18 protein-coding genes, 1 tRNA gene and 1 pseudogene are annotated in these 19,061 nt (G+C 49.4%); 7 read left to right on the top strand and 13 right to left on the bottom strand.

Translation table 11 applies throughout. The features are described from left to right. The first annotated feature begins 4 nt into the window (after positions 1 to 4). A tRNA-Asn gene (locus WBL83_RS13850) sits at positions 5 to 80 on the top strand. An 83-nt stretch (positions 81 to 163) separates the two neighbouring features. Here WBL83_RS13850 and ldtA read toward each other — a convergent pair. The 4 genes from ldtA to uvrY all read right to left on the bottom strand — a co-directional run bounded on the left by ldtA (position 164) and on the right by uvrY (position 4,367). Then, the gene (ldtA, locus tag WBL83_RS13845; RefSeq protein WP_424589693.1) at positions 164 to 1,099 is read right to left on the bottom strand and encodes a L,D-transpeptidase; all 936 of its coding nucleotides are present in this window, start codon (positions 1,097 to 1,099) and stop codon (positions 164 to 166) included. 168 nt (positions 1,100 to 1,267) lie between these two features. Next, positions 1,268 to 1,825, bottom strand: a complete 558-nt coding sequence (pgsA, locus tag WBL83_RS13840; RefSeq protein WP_424589692.1) for a CDP-diacylglycerol--glycerol-3-phosphate 3-phosphatidyltransferase — start codon at positions 1,823 to 1,825, stop codon at positions 1,268 to 1,270. A 57-nt stretch (positions 1,826 to 1,882) separates the two neighbouring features. Further along, positions 1,883 to 3,715: an excinuclease ABC subunit UvrC gene (uvrC, locus tag WBL83_RS13835; RefSeq protein WP_424589691.1), complete on the bottom strand. Its 1,833-nt coding sequence runs from the start codon at positions 3,713 to 3,715 to the stop codon at positions 1,883 to 1,885. Next, positions 3,708 to 4,367 carry a UvrY/SirA/GacA family response regulator transcription factor gene (uvrY, locus tag WBL83_RS13830; RefSeq protein ID WP_139877011.1) on the bottom strand — a complete coding sequence of 220 codons (660 nt, stop codon included), beginning with the start codon at positions 4,365 to 4,367 and terminating at the stop codon, positions 3,708 to 3,710. Before uvrY ends, uvrC begins: the two co-directional genes overlap by 8 nt. A gap of 417 nt (positions 4,368 to 4,784) precedes the next feature. On the opposite strand from uvrY, the gene WBL83_RS13825 reads away from it, so the two are divergent. After that, entirely contained in the window at positions 4,785 to 5,009 is a 225-nt protein-coding gene (locus WBL83_RS13825) for a DUF2594 family protein (protein WP_424589690.1), read from the top strand. Positions 5,010 to 5,081: 72 nt separating this feature from the next. Here the strand turns inward: WBL83_RS13825 and sdiA are convergent, their stop codons facing one another. From sdiA to WBL83_RS13790, 7 genes and pseudogenes are all read right to left on the bottom strand, one after another. Then, positions 5,082 to 5,804 carry a transcriptional regulator SdiA gene (gene sdiA, locus WBL83_RS13820; protein WP_424589689.1) on the bottom strand — a complete coding sequence of 241 codons (723 nt, stop codon included), beginning with the start codon at positions 5,802 to 5,804 and terminating at the stop codon, positions 5,082 to 5,084. Between the two features lie 112 nt (positions 5,805 to 5,916). Beyond that, a complete protein-coding gene (gene tcyN / locus WBL83_RS13815) occupies positions 5,917 to 6,669 on the bottom strand; it encodes an L-cystine ABC transporter ATP-binding protein TcyN (RefSeq protein ID WP_424589688.1) in 753 nt (250 codons plus the stop codon). Next, positions 6,666 to 7,334, bottom strand: a complete 669-nt coding sequence (gene tcyL, locus WBL83_RS13810) for a cystine ABC transporter permease (RefSeq protein WP_424589687.1) — start codon at positions 7,332 to 7,334, stop codon at positions 6,666 to 6,668. The genes tcyN and tcyL overlap by 4 nt, the downstream gene beginning before the upstream one ends. Positions 7,335 to 7,402: 68 nt before the next feature. Continuing rightward, a complete protein-coding gene (dcyD, locus tag WBL83_RS13805) occupies positions 7,403 to 8,389 on the bottom strand; it encodes a D-cysteine desulfhydrase (protein ID WP_424589686.1) in 987 nt (328 codons plus the stop codon). Between the two features lie 239 nt (positions 8,390 to 8,628). Further along, positions 8,629 to 9,429, bottom strand: coding sequence for a cystine ABC transporter substrate-binding protein (gene tcyJ, locus WBL83_RS13800; protein ID WP_424589685.1), 801 nt, complete (start codon positions 9,427 to 9,429; stop codon positions 8,629 to 8,631). A gap of 268 nt (positions 9,430 to 9,697) precedes the next feature. Beyond that, a pseudogene (gene fliZ / locus WBL83_RS13795) lies at positions 9,698 to 10,189 on the bottom strand (flagella biosynthesis regulatory protein FliZ); the annotation flags it as partial. Between the two features lie 37 nt (positions 10,190 to 10,226). Next, a complete protein-coding gene (locus WBL83_RS13790) occupies positions 10,227 to 10,946 on the bottom strand; it encodes an RNA polymerase sigma factor FliA (protein ID WP_424589684.1) in 720 nt (239 codons plus the stop codon). 313 nt (positions 10,947 to 11,259) lie between these two features. Here WBL83_RS13790 and WBL83_RS13785 point away from each other — a divergent pair, with 313 nt between their 5' ends. From WBL83_RS13785 to WBL83_RS13765, 5 genes are read left to right on the top strand one after another with little or no spacing between them, the layout of a single operon-like run. Then, positions 11,260 to 11,679 carry a sugar 3,4-ketoisomerase gene (locus WBL83_RS13785; protein WP_424589683.1) on the top strand — a complete coding sequence of 140 codons (420 nt, stop codon included), beginning with the start codon at positions 11,260 to 11,262 and terminating at the stop codon, positions 11,677 to 11,679. Then, the gene (locus tag WBL83_RS13780) at positions 11,666 to 12,598 is read left to right on the top strand and encodes a hypothetical protein (protein ID WP_424589682.1); all 933 of its coding nucleotides are present in this window, start codon (positions 11,666 to 11,668) and stop codon (positions 12,596 to 12,598) included. The genes WBL83_RS13785 and WBL83_RS13780 overlap by 14 nt, the downstream gene beginning before the upstream one ends. Next, positions 12,588 to 13,094, top strand: coding sequence for an acyltransferase (locus WBL83_RS13775; RefSeq protein ID WP_424589681.1), 507 nt, complete (start codon positions 12,588 to 12,590; stop codon positions 13,092 to 13,094). Before WBL83_RS13780 ends, WBL83_RS13775 begins: the two co-directional genes overlap by 11 nt. After that, entirely contained in the window at positions 13,087 to 14,073 is a 987-nt protein-coding gene (locus tag WBL83_RS13770) for a GNAT family N-acetyltransferase (protein ID WP_424589680.1), read from the top strand. Before WBL83_RS13775 ends, WBL83_RS13770 begins: the two co-directional genes overlap by 8 nt. Further along, entirely contained in the window at positions 14,063 to 15,175 is a 1,113-nt protein-coding gene (locus WBL83_RS13765) for a DegT/DnrJ/EryC1/StrS family aminotransferase (protein WP_424589679.1), read from the top strand. The genes WBL83_RS13770 and WBL83_RS13765 overlap by 11 nt, the downstream gene beginning before the upstream one ends. Positions 15,176 to 15,204: 29 nt before the next feature. Here WBL83_RS13765 and WBL83_RS13760 read toward each other — a convergent pair whose 3' ends face one another. Then, the gene (locus tag WBL83_RS13760; protein WP_424589678.1) at positions 15,205 to 18,678 is read right to left on the bottom strand and encodes a glycosyltransferase; all 3,474 of its coding nucleotides are present in this window, start codon (positions 18,676 to 18,678) and stop codon (positions 15,205 to 15,207) included. Between the two features lie 168 nt (positions 18,679 to 18,846). Beyond that, the coding region (locus WBL83_RS13755) for a flagellin (protein ID WP_424589677.1) at positions 18,847 to 19,061 on the bottom strand (215 nt) is incomplete at its 5' end.

Raw genomic sequence — 19,061 nt, 5'->3', positions numbered from 1 at the left:
CGATTCCTCTGTAGTTCAGTCGGTAGAACGGCGGACTGTTAATCCGTATGTCACTGGTTCGAGTCCAGTCAGAGGAGCCAAATTAAAGAAGCCTGCTTAGGAAACTAAGCAGGCTTTTTGCTTTCTGTTATTTCACTCCCGCTTCCTGCTACGTTCCCGTGCTTTATAATTTCCCTGTTGTTGCGGAATCAAAACTAATCGGCACCGGCATCCCGGAACGGCGGGTTAACGCGGCACTCACTTTTGTTGCATCCACGTCAGAACCTTCCGTCAGATTGCGCAGCGCCGGAGTCATCGGCAGCGGGACTTTATTGTCCGATTCAAACTCCGTACGGTTACGGGACAACGGCTCATGCACTTCCAGCCACCGACTCCCGTCCGGCTCGACCGTGGCTTTCACCGGCTGGTCAATCAACTGTACACGCGTCCCCACTGGCACGTTATCGAACAGGTATTTTATGTCGTCTTTGCGCAGGCGGATGCAGCCCTGGCTGACACGCAGGCCGATACCAAAGTTGGCGTTTGTGCCGTGGATGGCGTACAGCTTGCCGATGTAAATCGCGTACAGCCCCATCGGGTTATCCTCACCCGGAGGCACGAATGCTGGCAGGGTTTTCCCCTCTTTCGCGTACTCGCGTCGGGTATTCGCCGTCGGTGTCCAGGCCGGTGCTTCCTGCTTACGCTCGACTCTCGTCACCCAGTTACGCGGCGTTTCACGCCCGGCCTGACCGATACCAATGGGCAAAATTTCCACCGTGTTACCTTCTGGCGGGTAGTAATAAAGCCGCATTTCAGCGACGTTAATCACGATGCCCTCGCGTATGGTGTCCGGCAGAATTAATTGCTGCGGAATGGTCAACTGCGTACCGTCTTTTGGCAGGAACGGATCGACGCCAGGGTTGGCTTCCAGCATATTGCTGAACCCCTGTCCGTACTGCGCGGCAAAATACTCAAGCGGCTGCATATTCTTTTCTGGAATGATCACCGTTACCGGTTCACCGACCAGGCGGCTCCCAACCGGCGGAAGTGGATAGGTGACTGCTTGCGCGCTCCAGCTCAGGGCGGTCAGCACAAGGGCCAGCGAGGATAAACGGATCATAATTCCCCTGTACTCAAACATGATGTCGATAAGCTAACTATAACCTTCCGTCGAGGGTTCTGTGAGGAAGGCGGATCATTATTGGTTACTTGAGGCTGGAGGTCGAGAGTCACCATCAGGGTAGATAACTCTCGAGTCTGAAAGAAGGGCTCAGATTGCGGGTAAAGATTAAACGCCGGAGTTGTCGAGCAAGTCTTTGCTGGCGGCTTTCAGGTACTGGAACATCGACCAGAACGTCAGCACCGCAGCGATAAAGAACAGACCAATCCCCGCATATTCAATCCACATATTCGGACGCCACAACATACCGATCAAAGCCAGCATCTGCGCCATGGTCTTGGATTTACCAATCCACGAGACGGCAACACTGCTGCGTTTGCCGATTTCAGCCATCCACTCGCGCAGGGCAGAAATAATAATTTCACGGGCAATCATGGTGGCCGCAGGCAACGTTACCCACCAGGCGTGATAGTGTTCCACCACCAGCACCAGTGCGACGACGACCATCACTTTATCGGCGACCGGATCCAGGAAGGCACCAAAGCGTGTGCTTTGATTCCAGCGACGCGCCAGAAAACCATCAAACCAGTCAGTGATTGCGGCAAACCAGAAGATAAACGCGCATAGGAATGGCGCCCAGCTAAACGGCAGATAAAAAGCCAGCACAAAGAATGGGATAAGGATGATACGAAACAGAGTAAGCAATGTTGGGATATTAAATTGCATAGTGCTGGTTAACTGTCTGTCGTAAGTGGAAATTGTCTCTATGTTGCTACAGAGGCCTTAATGTTTCAACGAGTAGAAGATCTTTTCTGCCAACGCTTGCGAGATACCCGGCACTTTTGCGATTTCTTCTACGGATGCATTCTTTAATGGTTGCAATCCCCCCATATATTTCAACAACATCTGGCGACGTTTTGGCCCAACGCCTTCGATGGTCTCGAGCGCACTGGTATTTTTGACTTTCGCACGTTTTTTGCGGTGGCCAGAAATAGCATGGTCGTGGGATTCATCACGGATATGCTGAATCACATGCAGCGCTGGTGAATCTGGCGGCAGCGAGAACCCTTCACCTTCAGGCTCGAAGAACAATGTCTCAAGCCCGGCTTTACGGTCAGCCCCTTTTGCCACACCCAGCAACAACGGATGATGCTTATCCCAGGGAACATCAAGCTCGGCAAATACGGTTTTCGCCTGGCCGAGTTGCCCTTTCCCACCGTCTATCAGAATCACATCCGGTACTTTGCTGTCATCTATCGCTTTTCCATAGCGACGGCGCAGCACCTGATTCATCGCGGCATAATCATCGCCCGGCGTGATGCCTTCGATGTTGTAGCGACGATATTCAGCACGCACCGGGCCATTGGCATCAAAAACTACGCAGGAAGCGATAGTTTGCTCACCCATGGTGTGGCTGATGTCAAAGCACTCCATCCGTTTGATAGCAGGCAACTCCAGCACACTGGCTAAAGCGGCTAACCGTTGATGGATGGTGGATTGCTGCGCCAGACGCGTCACCAGCGCTGTCGCCGCATTTGTGCGGGCCAGTTTGAGATAACGCGCGCGATCGCCACGAGGTTTAGTCTGCACGTTGATTCGCCGCCCCGCCAGCTCAGTCAAAGAATCTGACAGCAAGGTTTTATCCGGCAAATTGAAATCAAGCAGGATTTCAGATGGCAAAGTGCGCATCTGGCTGCCTTGCAGATAGAACTGACCGACAAAGGTTTCGACCACTTCGGACAGTTCAGTGCCGTTAGGTACTTTCGGGAAATAACTGCGGCTACCCAAAACTTTGCCCTGGCGAATAAACAGCACATGCACACACGCCATACCTGAATCGAACGACACGCCAATCACATCCAGGTCATCACCAGTATTGGAGACAAACTGTTTTTCCGTCACACGACGCACTGCCTGAATCTGGTCGCGAATTCTCGCGGCCTCTTCAAACGCCAGGTTTTGGCTCGCCGTTTCCATTCTGGAAATCAGTTGATTGAGAACCTGATCGTCTTTGCCCGACAGGAACAAACGAACATATTCCACTTGCTGGGCATACTCGTCTTCACTGACTAAACCGGCGACGCATGGCCCCAGGCAGCGTCCAATTTGATATTGCAAACAAGGACGTGAGCGGTTGCGATAGACATTGTTTTCGCACTGGCGAATCGGGAAGATTTTCTGCAGTAATGCCAGCGTTTCGCGGACGGCATAACCATTCGGGAATGGCCCGAAGTATTCCCCTTTTGCGTGTTTCGCCCCACGATGCATTGCAAGTCGCGGGTGCGTGTCGCCGCTCAGGAAAATAAAGGGATAGGATTTGTCATCACGCAGCAGCACGTTGTAACGCGGCTGATACAGCTTGATGTAGTTGTGTTCCAGCAACAACGCTTCGGTTTCGGTGTGCGTGACCGTCACGTCGATATGCTGAATTAAGGCAACCAGAGCTTCGGTTTTTCGGCTCGCAAGATTGCTTCTGAAGTAGCTCGACAAACGCTTCTTCAGGTCTTTTGCTTTACCAACGTATATGACCGTTTCACTGGCGTCATACATACGATAGACGCCAGGTTGACTGGTTACGGTTTTGAGAAAAGCTCGTGGGTCAAAGATTTCACTCACTACTGATTAACGTCTCCGCACTAAATAAACCATGACGAATGGCCAGGTGTGTCAGCTCAACATCGCCACTGATATTCAGTTTACTAAACATGCGGTAACGGTAACTGTTGACCGTTTTCGGGCTGAGATTAAGCTGCTCTGAGATCTCATTGACCTTCTGGCCTTTGGTGATCATCAGCATAATCTGTAATTCACGCTCAGACAAACTCGCAAACGGCGTGTCTGTTTTCTCAGGTTCAATCTGGCTTAATGCCATTTGTTGGGCAATATCTGACGCTATATAGCGCTGCCCTGCATTCACCGAGCGAATCGCATTCACCACATCTTGTGGTGCGGCACCTTTACTTAAGTACCCAGCGGCACCCGCCTGCATCACTTTTGCAGGTAACGGATTTTCGGTGTGAATTGTCAACATAATCACTTTGATATCCGTTGAATATCGCGCGATTTTACGTGTTGCTTCAAGGCCACCAATACCCGGCATGTTCATGTCCATCAGGACCACATCAACCGGATGACTACGGCACCACTTTACGGCATCCTCACCGCAATTTGCTTCGCCTGATATCTTGATCCCTTTGATATCTTCAAGAATGCGTCGTATCCCTGCGCGCACCAGTTCGTGGTCATCAACAAGAAGAACGTTGATCAAGGGATCTCTCCAGAATAGGGATAACGCTGCTAAAAAATTACCGAGCCATATTAGCGGGTTTTCAGGCAACTTTAAAATATAAAAACAGATTTTCAGAACTTACACCGCATTGGAAATTTAATTGTACAGCGGAAAGTAAGACAGAAAACGGATAGATAACGCGTTATAAAAAGTAAAAGTGCTTTTCATATTAGAAAAACCCTTACTCCACTTATATTAGAGGTATTAAATAATCTTCAAGCCAGCATTTTTTTAACCATAAATAAACAAATTTAAAACAATTACTGCATTGTACAGCGAACATCCGACCAGTTTCACGTAACCACTAATAAAATGGTTTACGACTGTGCTATACTCCGCCGCCTTACGAAACCGTTACACGAACAACGGTGTACCAACCGAGACCGAGGAACACGAATGAGCACTCCTGATTTTTCAACCGCAGACAACAATAGTGAACTGGCTATTGAAGTCACCTGTCTGAAGGCAATGCTAACTCAGATGCTGAAAGCCATGGGCCAGGCCGATGCAGGCAAGGTTATCATCAAAATGGAAAAGCAAATCGCTCAAATGGAAGACTCGGCACACGCAGACGTTTTTGGTAATACTGTTAAGCAAATTAAACAGGCTTACCGTCAGTAATCGAATCGCGACGGCTGGATGAGCTTCGTTTCTCCAGCCGTTTCGTTGAACACACCTCGCAAAAATCGCCTTTCAAATTATCCCAATCGCTGCTGCATAACAGGCAATTTGCGTTTTATTCGGCGCATTAAATTTCTTCTGCATATTCTTCTGGTGAAAATTCACGGTATTTTCTGATATCGACAAAATAATGGCGATTTCAGCGGATGTTTTCCCCTCGCCCGTCCATTGCAATATTTCTCGCTCACGCTTGCTTAACTTTAATGGCATCGCCGCTATGGATGGATCATTAAGCCTCATTAATGTCATTAAGCTCAATTCAGCCAAATATTGCATGCGTAATTGCAATTCATCGTCTGGCAAAACTTTGCCTTTTCCCACATTACGCGAAACCGAATAAAAGCCGATGGCACGATTGGGCGCCATCACGCACTGGCTGATGCCGCGTCGGATGCCGTGATCGCGTGCCGCATCCCAGAACTCCTGGGTTTCACTAAAAAGTTCGTCATTCCACGGCAGATTCCCGCGCATGAAATTCTCAGGGCGCAAAACCGGATCAATCGCAAAATAGTTTTCTGCATGATAATGGTCGAGCCAGCTCTGCGGATAAGTCGACTTTAAGGACGTCTTCGGACGAGTAAAAGGCACCGGGTGACGAATACACAGTGAGTAATAGTCAAATTCCAGCAGCTCCGTTTGCTGATGAAGAATTTTCGATATTTCGTCAGCCTGCGTCACAGACTGGAAGATATTCAGCGCATCCTGCCGCCAGCTAAAAAAGTTGCGATCGTCCATAAGGTCTGGCGATTCTCCTGCCACTGAAATCATTTCCAAATGTAATCCCTAACGCTATCACATTCATCAATAGTATTTATATGATTAAACGGCCCCGATGGGGCCATACCGATTACTGGGTGAGGAATTTCTCGAGGAACTGTTGCGTACGCGGCTGCTTTGGATTGGCAAACAATTCACGCGCAGGCCCTTGCTCAACAATGCGGCCTTGATCCATGAAAATAGCCCGGTCAGCCACATCACGCGCAAAGCTCATTTCGTGCGTCACGATGACCATGGTGCGTTTCTCTTCTGCCAGCTGGCGGATAGTGCTCAGCACTTCCCCCACCAGCTCAGGATCCAGCGCTGAGGTTGGCTCATCAAACAAAATCACTTCCGGGCGCATCGCCAACGCGCGGGCAATCGCCACACGTTGTTGCTGCCCGCCGGAAAGACGGCGCGGATAACTGGTTTCTTTACCGCTCAGGCCGACTTTTGCCAGCAATTCACGAGCACGCGCAATCGCTTCGTCCTTCGGTTCACCTTTCACAATAACCGGCCCTTCGATGATGTTCTCAATCACCGTACGATGCGGGAACAGGTTGAAGCTTTGAAATACAAATCCCACGTGCTGACGCAGTTCACGCACGCGATTCTTCTGTTTACTAAGTGATTGCGTGGCATCAATGGATATCTCACCAACCTTAATGGTCCCGGCTTCTGGTTGTTCCAGCAAGTTAATGCAACGCAGCAAGGTGGTTTTACCGGAACCACTCGGCCCGATGATCGCCACCACTTCGCCCGCTTCCACCTCCAGATCGATACCATGCAGCACGGTCTGCCCGTGGAATTTTTTGACCAGTTGTTTTACGTCGATTGCGCTCATTTTGGATCCCTGTCCTGGCGATTTAGCTGATTTTCAAAGTAGTTTTGCAACGAAGAAAGCACTGTTGCCATTACCCAGTAAATCAAAGAAGCCGCGAGATACATGGTGAAGACCTCGAGCGTACGCGAGGTAATAAGTTGCGCCTGGCGAAACAGTTCCGGAACCTGAATGGTGGCCGCAAGTGAGGTGTCTTTTACCAGGCTGATAAAACTGTTGCTCAGCGGCGGTAATGCGACACGAGCAGCCTGTGGCAAAATCGCCCGGCGTAAGGTTTGCCACGGCGTCATGCCGATACTGGCTGCGGCTTCCCACTGCCCTTTTTCGATAGACGAAATCGCCGCACGTAAAGTTTCGGATGCATAGGCCGCGGTATTAAGCGACAAACCGATCATCGCCGCCGGAATCGGATCCAGCTCAATGCCAAACTGCGGTAAACCGTAATAGATCATGAACAGCTGCGCGATTAACGGCGTACCACGGAAAATCGACACATAAAAACGCGATAACCACGAGAATGGCCAGAACGGCGACAAACGCATCAGCGCCAACATAAAGCCGAGTATCAACCCAAAGAACATGCCGCCGATGCTGAGTTGCAGCGTAAAGACGGCTCCTTTAAGCAGAAACGGTGCCGAATCCAGCACCAGTTGAATACTTTCTTGCATACTTAAATGTACCCTGTGCGCCATAATGCGGTGGATGTCGCTGCGCTAATCCACCCTACAAAATCGAATTAAACATGGGGATGATAAGCAAATAACGCTGGCGCCCCACCGGTATGGATAAAGATAATGGGGCCTTCGTCTTTAAAACGCTTCTGCGCCACGCCATCAATCAGTCCGGCCATCGCTTTGCCGGTATAAACCGGATCAAGCAAGATCCCTTCCAGACGCGCCAGTATTTTAATCGCCTCAAGCCCTTCTTCGTTAGGATGACCGTAACCCGGAGCGAAATAGTCGTCCCATAAATGAATGGGGTTGGATGCGCTGACACTCAGCGATTGCGCGACCGCCTGTTGCAGCGCTTCCACTTTAGGCAGTTGCTGCGCAATGGAGCGCGAAACCGTGACGCCGATTAAATCCACATCTGGCATCACTTGCTCAAGGCCGACCGCCAGCCCGGCGTGCGTCCCGGCGCTTCCAGAGGCGACAACCACCGATGAAACACTGACCGCACCTTCACACTGTTGCGCGATTTCCAGCGCACTTTCGACATAACCCAACGCACCCAGTGCATTCGAGCCACCAACCGGGATCACATACGGACGGAAGCCTTGCGCTTCAAGGCGAACGGCGATTTTATCCAGTTGTTGATCCGGTGAATGCAGCGCGTCACACATTTCGATTTCGACATCAAACAAGTCGAGCATCAAACGGTTGCCGTTGGTGAGATAGTTTTCTGCCTTAGTCCCGATTGGATTTTCCAGCAGTGCGACGCACTTTAAGCCAAGTTTGGCCGCCACTGCGGCAGTCTGACGCACGTGGTTTGACTGAATAGCTCCCGCCGTCACCAGCGTATCGGCCCCTTCACGCAACGCATCGGCCGCCAGAAACTCAAGTTTACGCAGCTTATTTCCACCCATCGCCATGGGCGTGGTGTCGTCACGTTTGATATAAATCTCACGGCCGAGATAATCGGAAAAACGCGGCAGATATTCGAGAGGCGTCGGGGCGCCGATAAATTCCAGACGCGGAAAGCGCGTCAGATTATGCAGTGACATGAGCGACTCCATTACACTTATTGAAATTCCAGATTTATTCATTATGCACCAGCCTTGCGGAATGCTGGAAAATACAAATAAAAAAGGTGCTGGAATCAGCACCTTTATTCAGTCCATGCCCAAAATAATTCAGTTTTGTAGGGTGGATAAGCGACAGCCTCATCCACCCTTTTCACCTGAATGTCGGATGTCGCTACGCTAATCCGACCTACAAAAGAACGTTGTCAGCCTTGCAGAAATTATTTGGTTACGTCAGCACCAAACCACTTCTCAGAAAGCTTAGCCAGAGAGCCATCTTTCTGCATTTCAGCGATGCCTTTGTTGATCGCTTCGACCAGGTCTTCGTTACCTTTACGTACCGCAACACCGGCTTCCTGACGAGAGAACGCATCACCCGCGACGGCCAGGGTATCTTTGGTTTTCTTCACCAAATCCAACGCTGCCAGACGGTCAACCAGAATCGCATCAATACGGCCTACGCGCAGATCCTGATATTTAGTTGGGTCATCATCATAAGTACGGATATCTACGCCCTGCACATTGGCACGTAACCACTCTTCATAGTTAGTCCCAAGGCCGACACCGACTTTTTTGCCTTTCAGGGAATCCGGCCCGGTAATACTGCCTTCATTGCCTTTTTTCACCAACGCCTGGATACCAGAAACGGTGTAAGGCGTTGAGAAATCGTATTTCTTCTTACGTTCATCAGAAATGGTCACCTGGTTTATCACCACGTCGATGCGTTTAGAGTCCAGCGACGCCAGCATGCCATCCCACTTAGTCGGTTTGAGTGCCGCTTTCACGCCAAGATGCTGCGCGAGCTGCTCGGCAAATTCCACTTCAAAACCGGTTAGTTTGCCGTCATCACCCTGGAAGCTGAACGGAGGATAAGTCCCTTCCAGCCCCACCAGCAGTGTGCCGCGCTCTTTTACTTTCGCCAGTAAATTTTCAGCCGCGAACGTTTTTACGCTCGCCCCTGCTACCAATGCCACAGCCAGTACGCCCATCAACGCCTGACGCCCCACCATTGCTAATTTCATAGTTACCCCGAATGTCGATATTTGGTTGTATTGTAGCGACTTAATATAATCAATCAAAACCACTGCGCTACAAGTTATGCCATTTTAATATATACCCTTATCCTTCAAGTTGCAGATGCGTTGGCTGCTCTCTTTCACCCGTATCACTTACTACCGTAAGCTCATCGGGATTCACTCGCTTGCCGCCTTCCTGCAACATGAAATCTTTTGGGTAATTATTAGAAGTTGATTTATTTTCCTGGAAAGGGGCATCCAAATTTTGATTCAGGGTTTGAAATTGCCCGTACTTGCGCAAGGCAATACGGTAATTATTGGTACTGGTAGGTGGCAACCACGCATCAAAGGAGTCGTTGAGGTAAGCGACAGGCGAAGAAGGCAGAGGAATATTCTCTGAAGACAAGTGGTTACCCAGACGACGCAGGCGCACCACGTATTCGCGGATAGTGCCATGGCTCATCTCAGTTTGGTCGAACAGGTACTCTTTAAAACCGATGATGTCGAAGTAGTGCTGCTGCTCTTTGCAGTACAAGTCACCGCAAAAACGGCACAACGCCGCCCAGGACTGGCGTTCAACCTGCCATCTGTTTTCATCCATTAACGTATCAAGCTGCGCGATAGCCGTTTTACTGACGATTTCACCGCGATGCGTGAGCGTTATTCTGTCGAGCAATTTAGCGCACTGCGCACAATGAGTCTGTGTGTGTTTAAAGTCTTTTAAATAGCGGCTCAGTGGACGCTTTTTTAATTGCTGTACCGTCATGATGTTATCCCGGTCGTCTTATAATATGCGGCACTCCCTACAGCTTTCCGAGCTTAGTGCGTAAGCGTTTAATCGCCTGGCTATGCAACTGACTGACGCGCGACTCCCCCACTTCCAGTACCGCACCGATCTCTTTGAGATTCAGCTCTTCCTGGTAGTAAAGGGTCAGCACCATCTTTTCACGATCCGGAAGCGCCTCGATGGCGTCCATTACGCGTTGGCGAAGATTCCCTTCCAACAGCTGTTGTAAAGGATTCGCCTGCTGATGCTCTTCAGTAATCAGTTCGATACTATCGCCATGCTCTTCACGCCACTCGTCATAAGAGAAGAGTTGGCTGTTGTTGGTGTCGAGCAACATCTGACGGTATTCGTTGAGCGGGATATCCAGCCGGTCAGCCACTTCAGTTTCGGTGGCATTACGGCCCAGCTCTTGCTCCAGTTGACCAATTGCCTGCGCAACGCCGCGGGCATTACGCCTGACGCTGCGGGGCACCCAGTCACGGCTGCGCAACTCATCAAGCATCGCCCCACGGATGCGCTGCACCGCGTAGGTAGTAAATGCCGTTCCTTGCAGGGCATCATAACGGTCCACTGCGTTCAACAACCCGATGCCGCCTGCCTGTACCAGGTCGTCAAGCTCCACACTCGCGGGCAAACGTACCTGCAGGCGCAATGCCTCGTGACGCACCAGCGGTACATAACGCTGCCACAACGAGTGTTTATCCATTACACCTTCAGCGGTATACAGTGAATTCACGATAAACAGCCCTGCGTTAGTTGAGTTATCGGCATGATTATCCGTTTCTGGAGGGTTTTTAATCGCAAGAATAGGCGCAAAAAAAGCAGTCTATTTTCAGGGCGTAACCAAAAAAGTGCCGTTACGGATCAAAAATCATTAAATTATCGCCCGAAAAGCCAACTTAAAAACAAAAATAGCAATAAGACAAATCTTAAATCATCAGATATAACAACCCATCTAAAGACAGCTTATTGGGGGGTTCTGATTTGCCAATATTTCGTATGATCTCTGACTCTGAGCCCGTCCCACTTTTGCAATATGGAACAACTGAATGGATATTAAGCTCATACGTTTACAGACACATGGTGATGAACGAGGATCGTTGGTTGCGCTTGAGCAAGAGAACAATATCCCGTTTGAGATCAAACGCGTTTATTACATGTTCAAAACCAAAGAGGGAGTTCGTCGCGGATTCCATGCCCATCACAGCCTTAAACAGGTTGCGATAGCCGTGCGCGGTTCATGTCGCTTTGTCCTCGATAACGGGAGCGAGCGTATTGAATTACTGCTCGATAACCCCGCCCAGGGATTACTCATTGATACGTTCATCTGGCGGGAAATGTACGAATTCAGTGATGACTGCGTATTAATGGTGTTAGCCGATCAAAATTATGACGAAACGGACTATGTCCGTAATTACAGTGAATTTCTTGAGTTGACCAGCAAAGAAGAGATGTATGCAACGCTATAACTGGCTGATGGATGCCGACTCTTTTATGCGCCCGGCTTACCGCATAAGCCCGTTTAATACCCATTCCATCAGTAAAAATAGTCAGCATACTGGGGGGAATACCATCAACGGCTGGCTTGATAAACGCTTTAGTGGCTATTACCGCCGCTGGACGCTGAAAGGACGCGATGCAATATTCCAGGCGCTGGAGAATTTATCTTTGAGCTCCGATGACACCGTAACGGTGCTTTCAACAACCAACAATTTCTATATAAGCAGTTGTGTGACGGGTGCAATAGAAAAAATGTGTCGTTGGGATCGAGAAATATCCGTAAAAACAAAAGCCATTCTGGTGGTCCACGAATTTGGGTCTCTCTATCCGGACATGACTGCGTTGTATCAGATGGATGTTCCGGTCATAGAAGATTTCGCCCATGCGTTTTGTGCTGTTCCAGCCAATGATATCCAGGCCGATTACCTTATTCTTAGTTTTCCGAAATTCTTTCCTGTTCAATATGGTGGAATGCTGCTGAGCAAACAACAACTGACCAGCCCCGACCCACTGCCAGTTGAAAACAGACATTATCTTTGCGGCGTTTTATCTGACTATATTGATGAACTGGAGACCATCCAGGCTAAAAGAGTGGCGAACCATCAATACCTGAAAGAAGCATTCGAAGAGTTTGGATGCCAGCCTCGTTTTGACTGGCTTGTCGGGGAAATTCCCTCTGTTTTTATGTTTAGCGTACCTGACTTTATCGATCTGCAGGCCCTGAAGGTCTTTATGCAAAATGCAGGGATTGAATCGAGTATTTTTTACGGGGAACGTGCCTTCTTTATTCCTCTTCATCAGGGATTAACTCGCGTCGACCTCGATTATTTTATCTGCATTTACCAGGCGTTTCATCAGCAACAAAGCGAGCAGCAAGATGCGCATTGAAAATATTCATTTAAACGGATCCGCCGTCATAGATCCCAGCAGCAATATTAATAATATCGAGCTAGGTGACGGGGTGAAAATTGCACGCCGCTGTTCTGTCTACGGTTCTGCGGAGTCTATTCTAACGGTAGGTGAAAATAGCTACATCGGCATGAATAGCGTGATTAATGGCTATCACGCAAAAGTGACCATTGGCAGCAATGTCAGCATTGCTCAAAACGTGATTATCATGGCTGACTCGGGCCCTAATGCCAGCCCACAGCTACAAAAAATATTCCCCATTCAAATAGCGCCAGTCAATATCGGCAACCATAGTTGGATTGGTGCAGCAGCCGTCATTATGCCAGGCGTCCATCTGGGGAAATATTGTATTGTGGCCGCAAATAGTTTCGTCAGTGATTCTTTTGAGGACTATTCCGTGATCGGGGGTTCCCCCGCGAGATTGCTAAAAAAACTAGACCCGCTTGACCTCGCAATGGACACCACGCATGAATAAGATATATCAGGACGAAAACTACTCTCTTCTACTGACCGATAGCGGCATGAATCGCTGCTTGTTTAATCAGCCCGACTTTATTAATTTTCAAAACCAGGTCTTTAAAAGCAGAACGCTCGTCTTTACTCTCTATAAGCGTGACAATAATCAGCCAATTGCCTGCCTCGACTTTAGCCATAAAGGGGAAAATACTCACTGGTATACGCCGGTTATCGGTGCATTCAGCCATCTTGAGGCAGTAAAAAGCCTGTCGTTTATCGAAATGGAATTATTAATTACACAAGCCGCCCACTATTTAGCAGCGCAAGAGCACATGGAAACTCTTAGCTGGAGAATTCCTCCGCTCTATTTCAATTCTGAAATAACCCACAAACTGTATAACACCCTTTTCAGACTTGGCTGGAAACAGAACGCATGCGAGCTCAATTTCCATATTCCGCTTTGCCCTGCAGGTTCATTCCGCGAGGGTTTGGGCAAAACCAAACGTAATGAACTTAACCGCCTGGCGCGCACAGAAACGTCATTTAATATTACTAGCACGCCGCAGGATATTGCTGCTATCTATCAGGTTATCAGCGAGAATCACCAGGCTCGTGGTTATCCAATGACCATGTCCCTGACAGCGCTGCTGGAGTTGAAAAACGCCCTTCCCGAGGCTCTTTTTTTCGCTAATTTAGTGCGCGGCGAAACCCTTCTTGCCGGTGCCATCGTTCTGCGTCTGGACAGATCCAGTTTGTATATTTTCAACTGGGGCGAATCCCCTGCCTTCCGGCAAGAGTCACCGATTACCCAGCTTTGCGAGCATCTTTATCAGCATGCCGCAGACCATAACTACCGATATTTAGATATTGGTATTTCCACTGAAAACTCGGTACCAAATCAGGGACTGGTCAATTTTAAAATCAATATCGGTTGTGAAATTAGCCATAAATTTGTCATGACTTATCAAAGCAACTCGAGTCAAAATCATGAATGTTAAGTTTCTCGACTTACAAAAAATCAATGCTCAGCATCGCGTAGAACTCCTTGCCGCCTGTGAAAACGTTATTGATAGCGGTAATTACATTACAGGCACGCAATTAGAAAAATTTGAATCACAGTTTTCAGCTTACTGTGGCACAGAATATTGTATTGGCGTTGCCAATGGCCTGGATGCATTAAGCCTGGTGCTGCGAGCCTGGAAAGAACAAGGGTTACTTGCGGACGGCGATGAGGTTATTGTCCCTGCCAATACTTTTATTGCCACAATACTGGCAATCGTTCAGAACAATCTCACCCCTGTATTGGTAGAACCCGATCCGGCAACGTTTAATTTGAGCGTTGATGAGGTTCGCAAATCTGTCACGCCACGAACTCACGCTATCATCCCCGTTCATCTCTATGGCCTGCTCTCCCCAATGCAACAGCTTATGGATTTGGCTCATGAGTTCAATTTGCTGGTGCTTGAAGATAGTGCGCAAGCGCACGGTGCCCAGAGCGAAGGGCGTCGGGCCGGGAGTTTTGGTCATGCCGCCGCGTTCAGTTTTTATCCTGGTAAAAATTTAGGGGCTTTGGGCGATGCCGGTGCAGTGGTAACCAGCGATCCTGAATTAGCCAGCACGCTACGCGCATTACGGAATTACGGTTCACATGAGAAATACCGGAATCTCTATGTTGGCGTGAATAGCCGCCTCGATGAACTTCAGGCCGCCATGCTGCTGGTAAAATTAAATCATCTGGATGTTCAAACAGAATCACGTCGCAAGGCTGCCCAGTACTACCTGGATAATATTCACCACCCGCTGGTGCATCTACCGCAATACGACACTCCGGCAGAACATGTCTGGCACCTGTTTGTGATTACCTGCGATTGTCGTGACGAGCTACAGCTATGGTTAAAACAGCAGGGAATTGAAACTTTAATTCACTACCCTGTTCCCCCGCATCAACAAGAAGCTTTGCCTCAATTACACGGCCTGAATTTACCAGTCACTGAAAAAATCCATCAGGCCGTTTTATCTCTGCCTTTATCACCTTTACTAACTCAGGCAGAGCTGGAATATATCGTTAAGGCGATCAACAGTTTCCAGTTAAAAAAATAAGCCACCGAAGTGGCTTATTGTCTGTTTTATCAGGAAGGTAACCAGGCTTTCGCCCAACGTTGAAGAATATCGCCCTGCAGCATGTAATTCTGATGAATTTCCTGCTGCAGCTGTTGCCCCATTTTCTCACTCGCTGCCGGATCGTTCAGATGCATGCGAATCGCATCATGCCACTCTTTAAAGCGATTCCTCACCCGGGTAACAGGTAAATTCCCACGATAGCAGGCTACATCGCTACAAATAACCGGAACCGCACAGGCACCGTATTCAAGCAAGCGTAGGTTACTCTTACAGGCGTTGAACAGGTTGTCTTCTACCGGTGCGAGGGCCAGATCGAGATTAAGTGACGCCAGTTTTTGCGGGTAAAGGGCGATATCAACTCCACCGTGGAATTCGTCCACGTAAGGCAGCAGTTTCGGCGGACACATGCCAAAGAACACCCATTCAACTTCCCCGGCAAACGCCTTCACCACATCAAGAATCATCTCGAGATCGCCGGTATGGCTTGACCCCCCCGCCCAACCAATACGCGGTTTCTTCCCCTGATTACGTAAACCTTGCAGATTTCCCCACCAGTCGAGTGACAGACAGTTTGGCATGACCACGATATCGCGATGAAGAACGCTCATCGCCTCGGCCAGGGGCTCGGTCGATACGACAAATCGGTCCATATAACTCAGGCTTTTGCGCAGCATCTTCATGATGTCCGTCCCAAACTCAGAACGATGATGGTTTTTCAGCGGGATGTTCGGCAAATAGTCATCAAGCTCATACACTCTGAAGACATTTGTCAGCTTGCTGGTGCGGCGCGCCCACTCATGGAAATCAGGGGAGATATTACGTTGGATGACAATACTGTCAGGCTGATAGCGTGCCAGATAAGGAACACTCAACAACGCTTCAGAGAGCTTTCCATCCACGATGGCATCCCGCTGCATCGCTTCAAATGGCTTAATAATTCGATAGTATCCGCAGCCCGCGTAGTCACCCATGTGTGGCATCACAACCGGTAACGGTTGCCATGACAGTGGTCGCCAGCTCAGTAAACTATCAGGACAAACGTTGAACTGCTGGCCACTAAGGGACAAGTTCACGTTATAGGCGGTATCGTTCGCGATTTGCGGCATCCAGCGCCCAAACAGGCGATCTTCATCTTCTTCCTGTAGTGCCAGACGCCGATCGCGTTGTGCGACGGTTTCTTGTTTCTTACCCAATGTGCGAAGAATACGGGCATGCGGGGTCCATACGGTCAAATACCCCAGCTCTTTGGCTCGCAGGCAAAAATCGACATCACTCAGGGAGGTGAGATTTTCGTCCATTCCGTTGCATTCAGTAAATAGACTCTTGCGCACCAGCATGAACTCGCCCGAGACGGCAGAATAGTTCTGATCGGCATGCAGCCGTCCCATATGCCCTTTGTGCGAATCATTTAATCCATAAAAAGCGTCAGCCGCTACGCCATTTACACCCAGCACATAGCCTGCATGACGTATCGTCCCATCGGCGTAGAGCTGTTTCCCGCCCACAATGCCGGCTTCCGGGCGCAATCCGTGGTTCATCAACTGATCGAGCCAGTTACCTTCGGTCACCGCAAGCGAAGTATGTAGCGTGACCATATACTCACCCCTGGCTTGCTGCGCCCCAAGGTTAGTCATCGCGGCGATATGATAAGGCCCGGTATAGCCGACCACATGAATACGTTCAGGATCAACTTGGCAGATACTCTCCAGCCAGTCCAGTGCCTGAGGGCTTTGCGTATTATCGGCCACTACAATCAGCTCATAATTCAGCCAGCTCGTTTTTTCTATGAGCGAAGTTACACAGGTGATCATGGCCGGGAAATCTCCATCGGCGAGGATCAGCAGGGAAACTAGCGGCAACTGCCCGTGTCGATAGTCGATACGATAGCTATCATGCGTAGTATTCAACACCTCAGCATTAGTAAAACCGCGCCTTACAAGGTGTTGGGTGATAGCGACAACCTCATCCGGGCTGCGCTGTTTGCAAATTTCTGCATTCAATAGCGGTTCGCCAAGATGCCCAATTGGGCTAAAGCCCTGCGTTTCTACCACTTTCAGCGCAAGATCTAATTCATATGCTTCAGGGAAAGCGGCATCAAATCCTTGAGCCGCAAGCAAGAGTTCACGTCGCCACAGCCAGTGGCGGGCCATGACAGCCGGGGAACTTAACAGCAGATCCAGGTTAAAGTCCGGACGGAATCGGGCACCAATTTGCAAACCTTCAAGGCTAAAGGTTTCATCGCAGTAAACCGCCAACAAACTGTCTGCCTGCGAAAGCGTGGTACCGAGAGACAACAGGGCCGAAGGATAAAACGTTGCGCCGGCTCTCACGACCAACACCCACTCCCCAGTTGCCTGCTCAACGGCATGATTAAAGCCGCCGATGCCCTCATCCGTCACAATCACAGACAGATCCAGACCAGGAAAATCACCTTTAAGCGAGTTAACCGTTACGTCGGCCGCGCTCAAAGCTGCGCCTGCATTATCTACAATAACTGTCACTTCGACATTTTTCTCAAATGTTTCAACCCAGGCTTCTGTAAGACGTCGTTCACTGTCGAGTAATTTCCGTACGCCTAACCAATTGCGGAATTGGTTTTGGATGAGTTCATCCTGCATGCGCACCAGAATGTCTTTTTGGACAAATTCTAGCGGCTGATTCAGCGGTGCCACACGCACTAAACCGCTTGTGCTTCCCTGCTCTTCTTGCGTTAGCTGTTTAGCATATTCGATATAAGCAAGACGGCTTTTTTCAGCGCGCGGATCGAGGCTACGCCCAAGCTCACTCTTCTGGTTGCGGGAAATACGGAAGTAGCTCAAAACTTCCGGCAAATAAGCCAGATGCGCATTGCGAAACACATGGGTAAACATCGTCAAGTCTTCGAGGAAGTGCATGACCTCCCCCTTGACGCTGAATAACCCATCTTCAGTCGCCATCAACGCCAGAATGTCATCGCGATACATTAATACCGTGCAAGGTTCACCAATGAAGTTAATCACCTGGCGAGTTTGAAAAGCGATTATATCGCGACCGTGCAGAATACTAGCCTGCGCCACTGGACTTGCCGTAGCCAGTATATCTGGGGCAGTGTCGCCCGATGCATCAATTCGTTGGCGGCGGGAAGTTGCGATACGCACGTCGTCATGCGCTTCAATGGCCGCCACCAGCTTGCTAATGCAAGTTGGCTCAAGAACGTCATCATCAGAAAATAGCTTGATGTATTTCCCCTGGCTTTCGCGAAAACACCTTTCGTAGTTTCCCACATCCCCCAGCGCAGGCTGGTTGCGGAAATAGCGGATGGTATGTGGGCTGTTGTCTTGATAGCGCCTGACTATTTCGCCGATGCTTTCGTTCGGGCAGTCATCGCTGACAATGATTTCACAGAGGGGATAATCCTGGGCAATCGAACTGGTCAGCGTTTGCTCAAACCACATTGATTTATAAGCCGGGATAATAATACTGACAAGCGCGGGGTAAGCCATAAACCCTTTTCCTTTGGATTGCAGACAACAAGCTGGAAGTAAATAAACAGCCTTCACCATAGCTCAGGCCATTTTATTTAATGCGCGCAATACCCGATAAAAAGCGCCCTAATCCGGCATATAAAAACAAAAAACCCGCCGAGGCGGGTTTGACTATCACTTCTGCGATTAACGCAGCAGAGACAGCATAGTCTGTGGAACCTGGTTGGCCTGGGCCAGAACAGAAGAGCCAGCCTGCTGCAGGATCTGCGCGCGAGACATGTTGGAAACTTCTGTCGCGTAATCAGAATCCTGAATACGGCTACGCGCTGCGGACAGGTTGTTTACCGTGTTGTTCAGGTTAGTAATGGTAGATTCGAAACGGTTCTGGGAAGCACCCAGCA

Source organism: Buttiauxella sp., from assembly GCF_049686335.1.
Taxonomy (GTDB): Bacteria; Pseudomonadota; Gammaproteobacteria; order Enterobacterales; family Enterobacteriaceae; genus Buttiauxella.
Note: the sequence above shows the minus strand (reverse complement) of the source record. Positions and strands in the feature narration are given on the sequence as shown.

Coding starts and splice junctions, on each gene's coding strand:
- ldtA (WP_424589693.1), bottom strand. CDS start 1,099: ATGATCCGTTTATCCTCGCTGGCCCTTGTGCTGACCGCCCTGAGCTGG.
- pgsA (WP_424589692.1), bottom strand. CDS start 1,825: ATGCAATTTAATATCCCAACATTGCTTACTCTGTTTCGTATCATCCTT.
- WBL83_RS13825 (WP_424589690.1), top strand. CDS start 4,785: ATGAGCACTCCTGATTTTTCAACCGCAGACAACAATAGTGAACTGGCT.
- sdiA (WP_424589689.1), bottom strand. CDS start 5,804: ATGGACGATCGCAACTTTTTTAGCTGGCGGCAGGATGCGCTGAATATC.
- tcyN (WP_424589688.1), bottom strand. CDS start 6,669: ATGAGCGCAATCGACGTAAAACAACTGGTCAAAAAATTCCACGGGCAG.
- tcyL (WP_424589687.1), bottom strand. CDS start 7,334: ATGCAAGAAAGTATTCAACTGGTGCTGGATTCGGCACCGTTTCTGCTT.
- dcyD (WP_424589686.1), bottom strand. CDS start 8,389: ATGTCACTGCATAATCTGACGCGCTTTCCGCGTCTGGAATTTATCGGC.
- tcyJ (WP_424589685.1), bottom strand. CDS start 9,429: ATGAAATTAGCAATGGTGGGGCGTCAGGCGTTGATGGGCGTACTGGCT.
- WBL83_RS13785 (WP_424589683.1), top strand. CDS start 11,260: ATGGATATTAAGCTCATACGTTTACAGACACATGGTGATGAACGAGGA.
- WBL83_RS13780 (WP_424589682.1), top strand. CDS start 11,666: ATGCAACGCTATAACTGGCTGATGGATGCCGACTCTTTTATGCGCCCG.
- WBL83_RS13775 (WP_424589681.1), top strand. CDS start 12,588: ATGCGCATTGAAAATATTCATTTAAACGGATCCGCCGTCATAGATCCC.
- WBL83_RS13770 (WP_424589680.1), top strand. CDS start 13,087: ATGAATAAGATATATCAGGACGAAAACTACTCTCTTCTACTGACCGAT.
- WBL83_RS13765 (WP_424589679.1), top strand. CDS start 14,063: ATGAATGTTAAGTTTCTCGACTTACAAAAAATCAATGCTCAGCATCGC.
- WBL83_RS13760 (WP_424589678.1), bottom strand. CDS start 18,678: ATGGCTTACCCCGCGCTTGTCAGTATTATTATCCCGGCTTATAAATCA.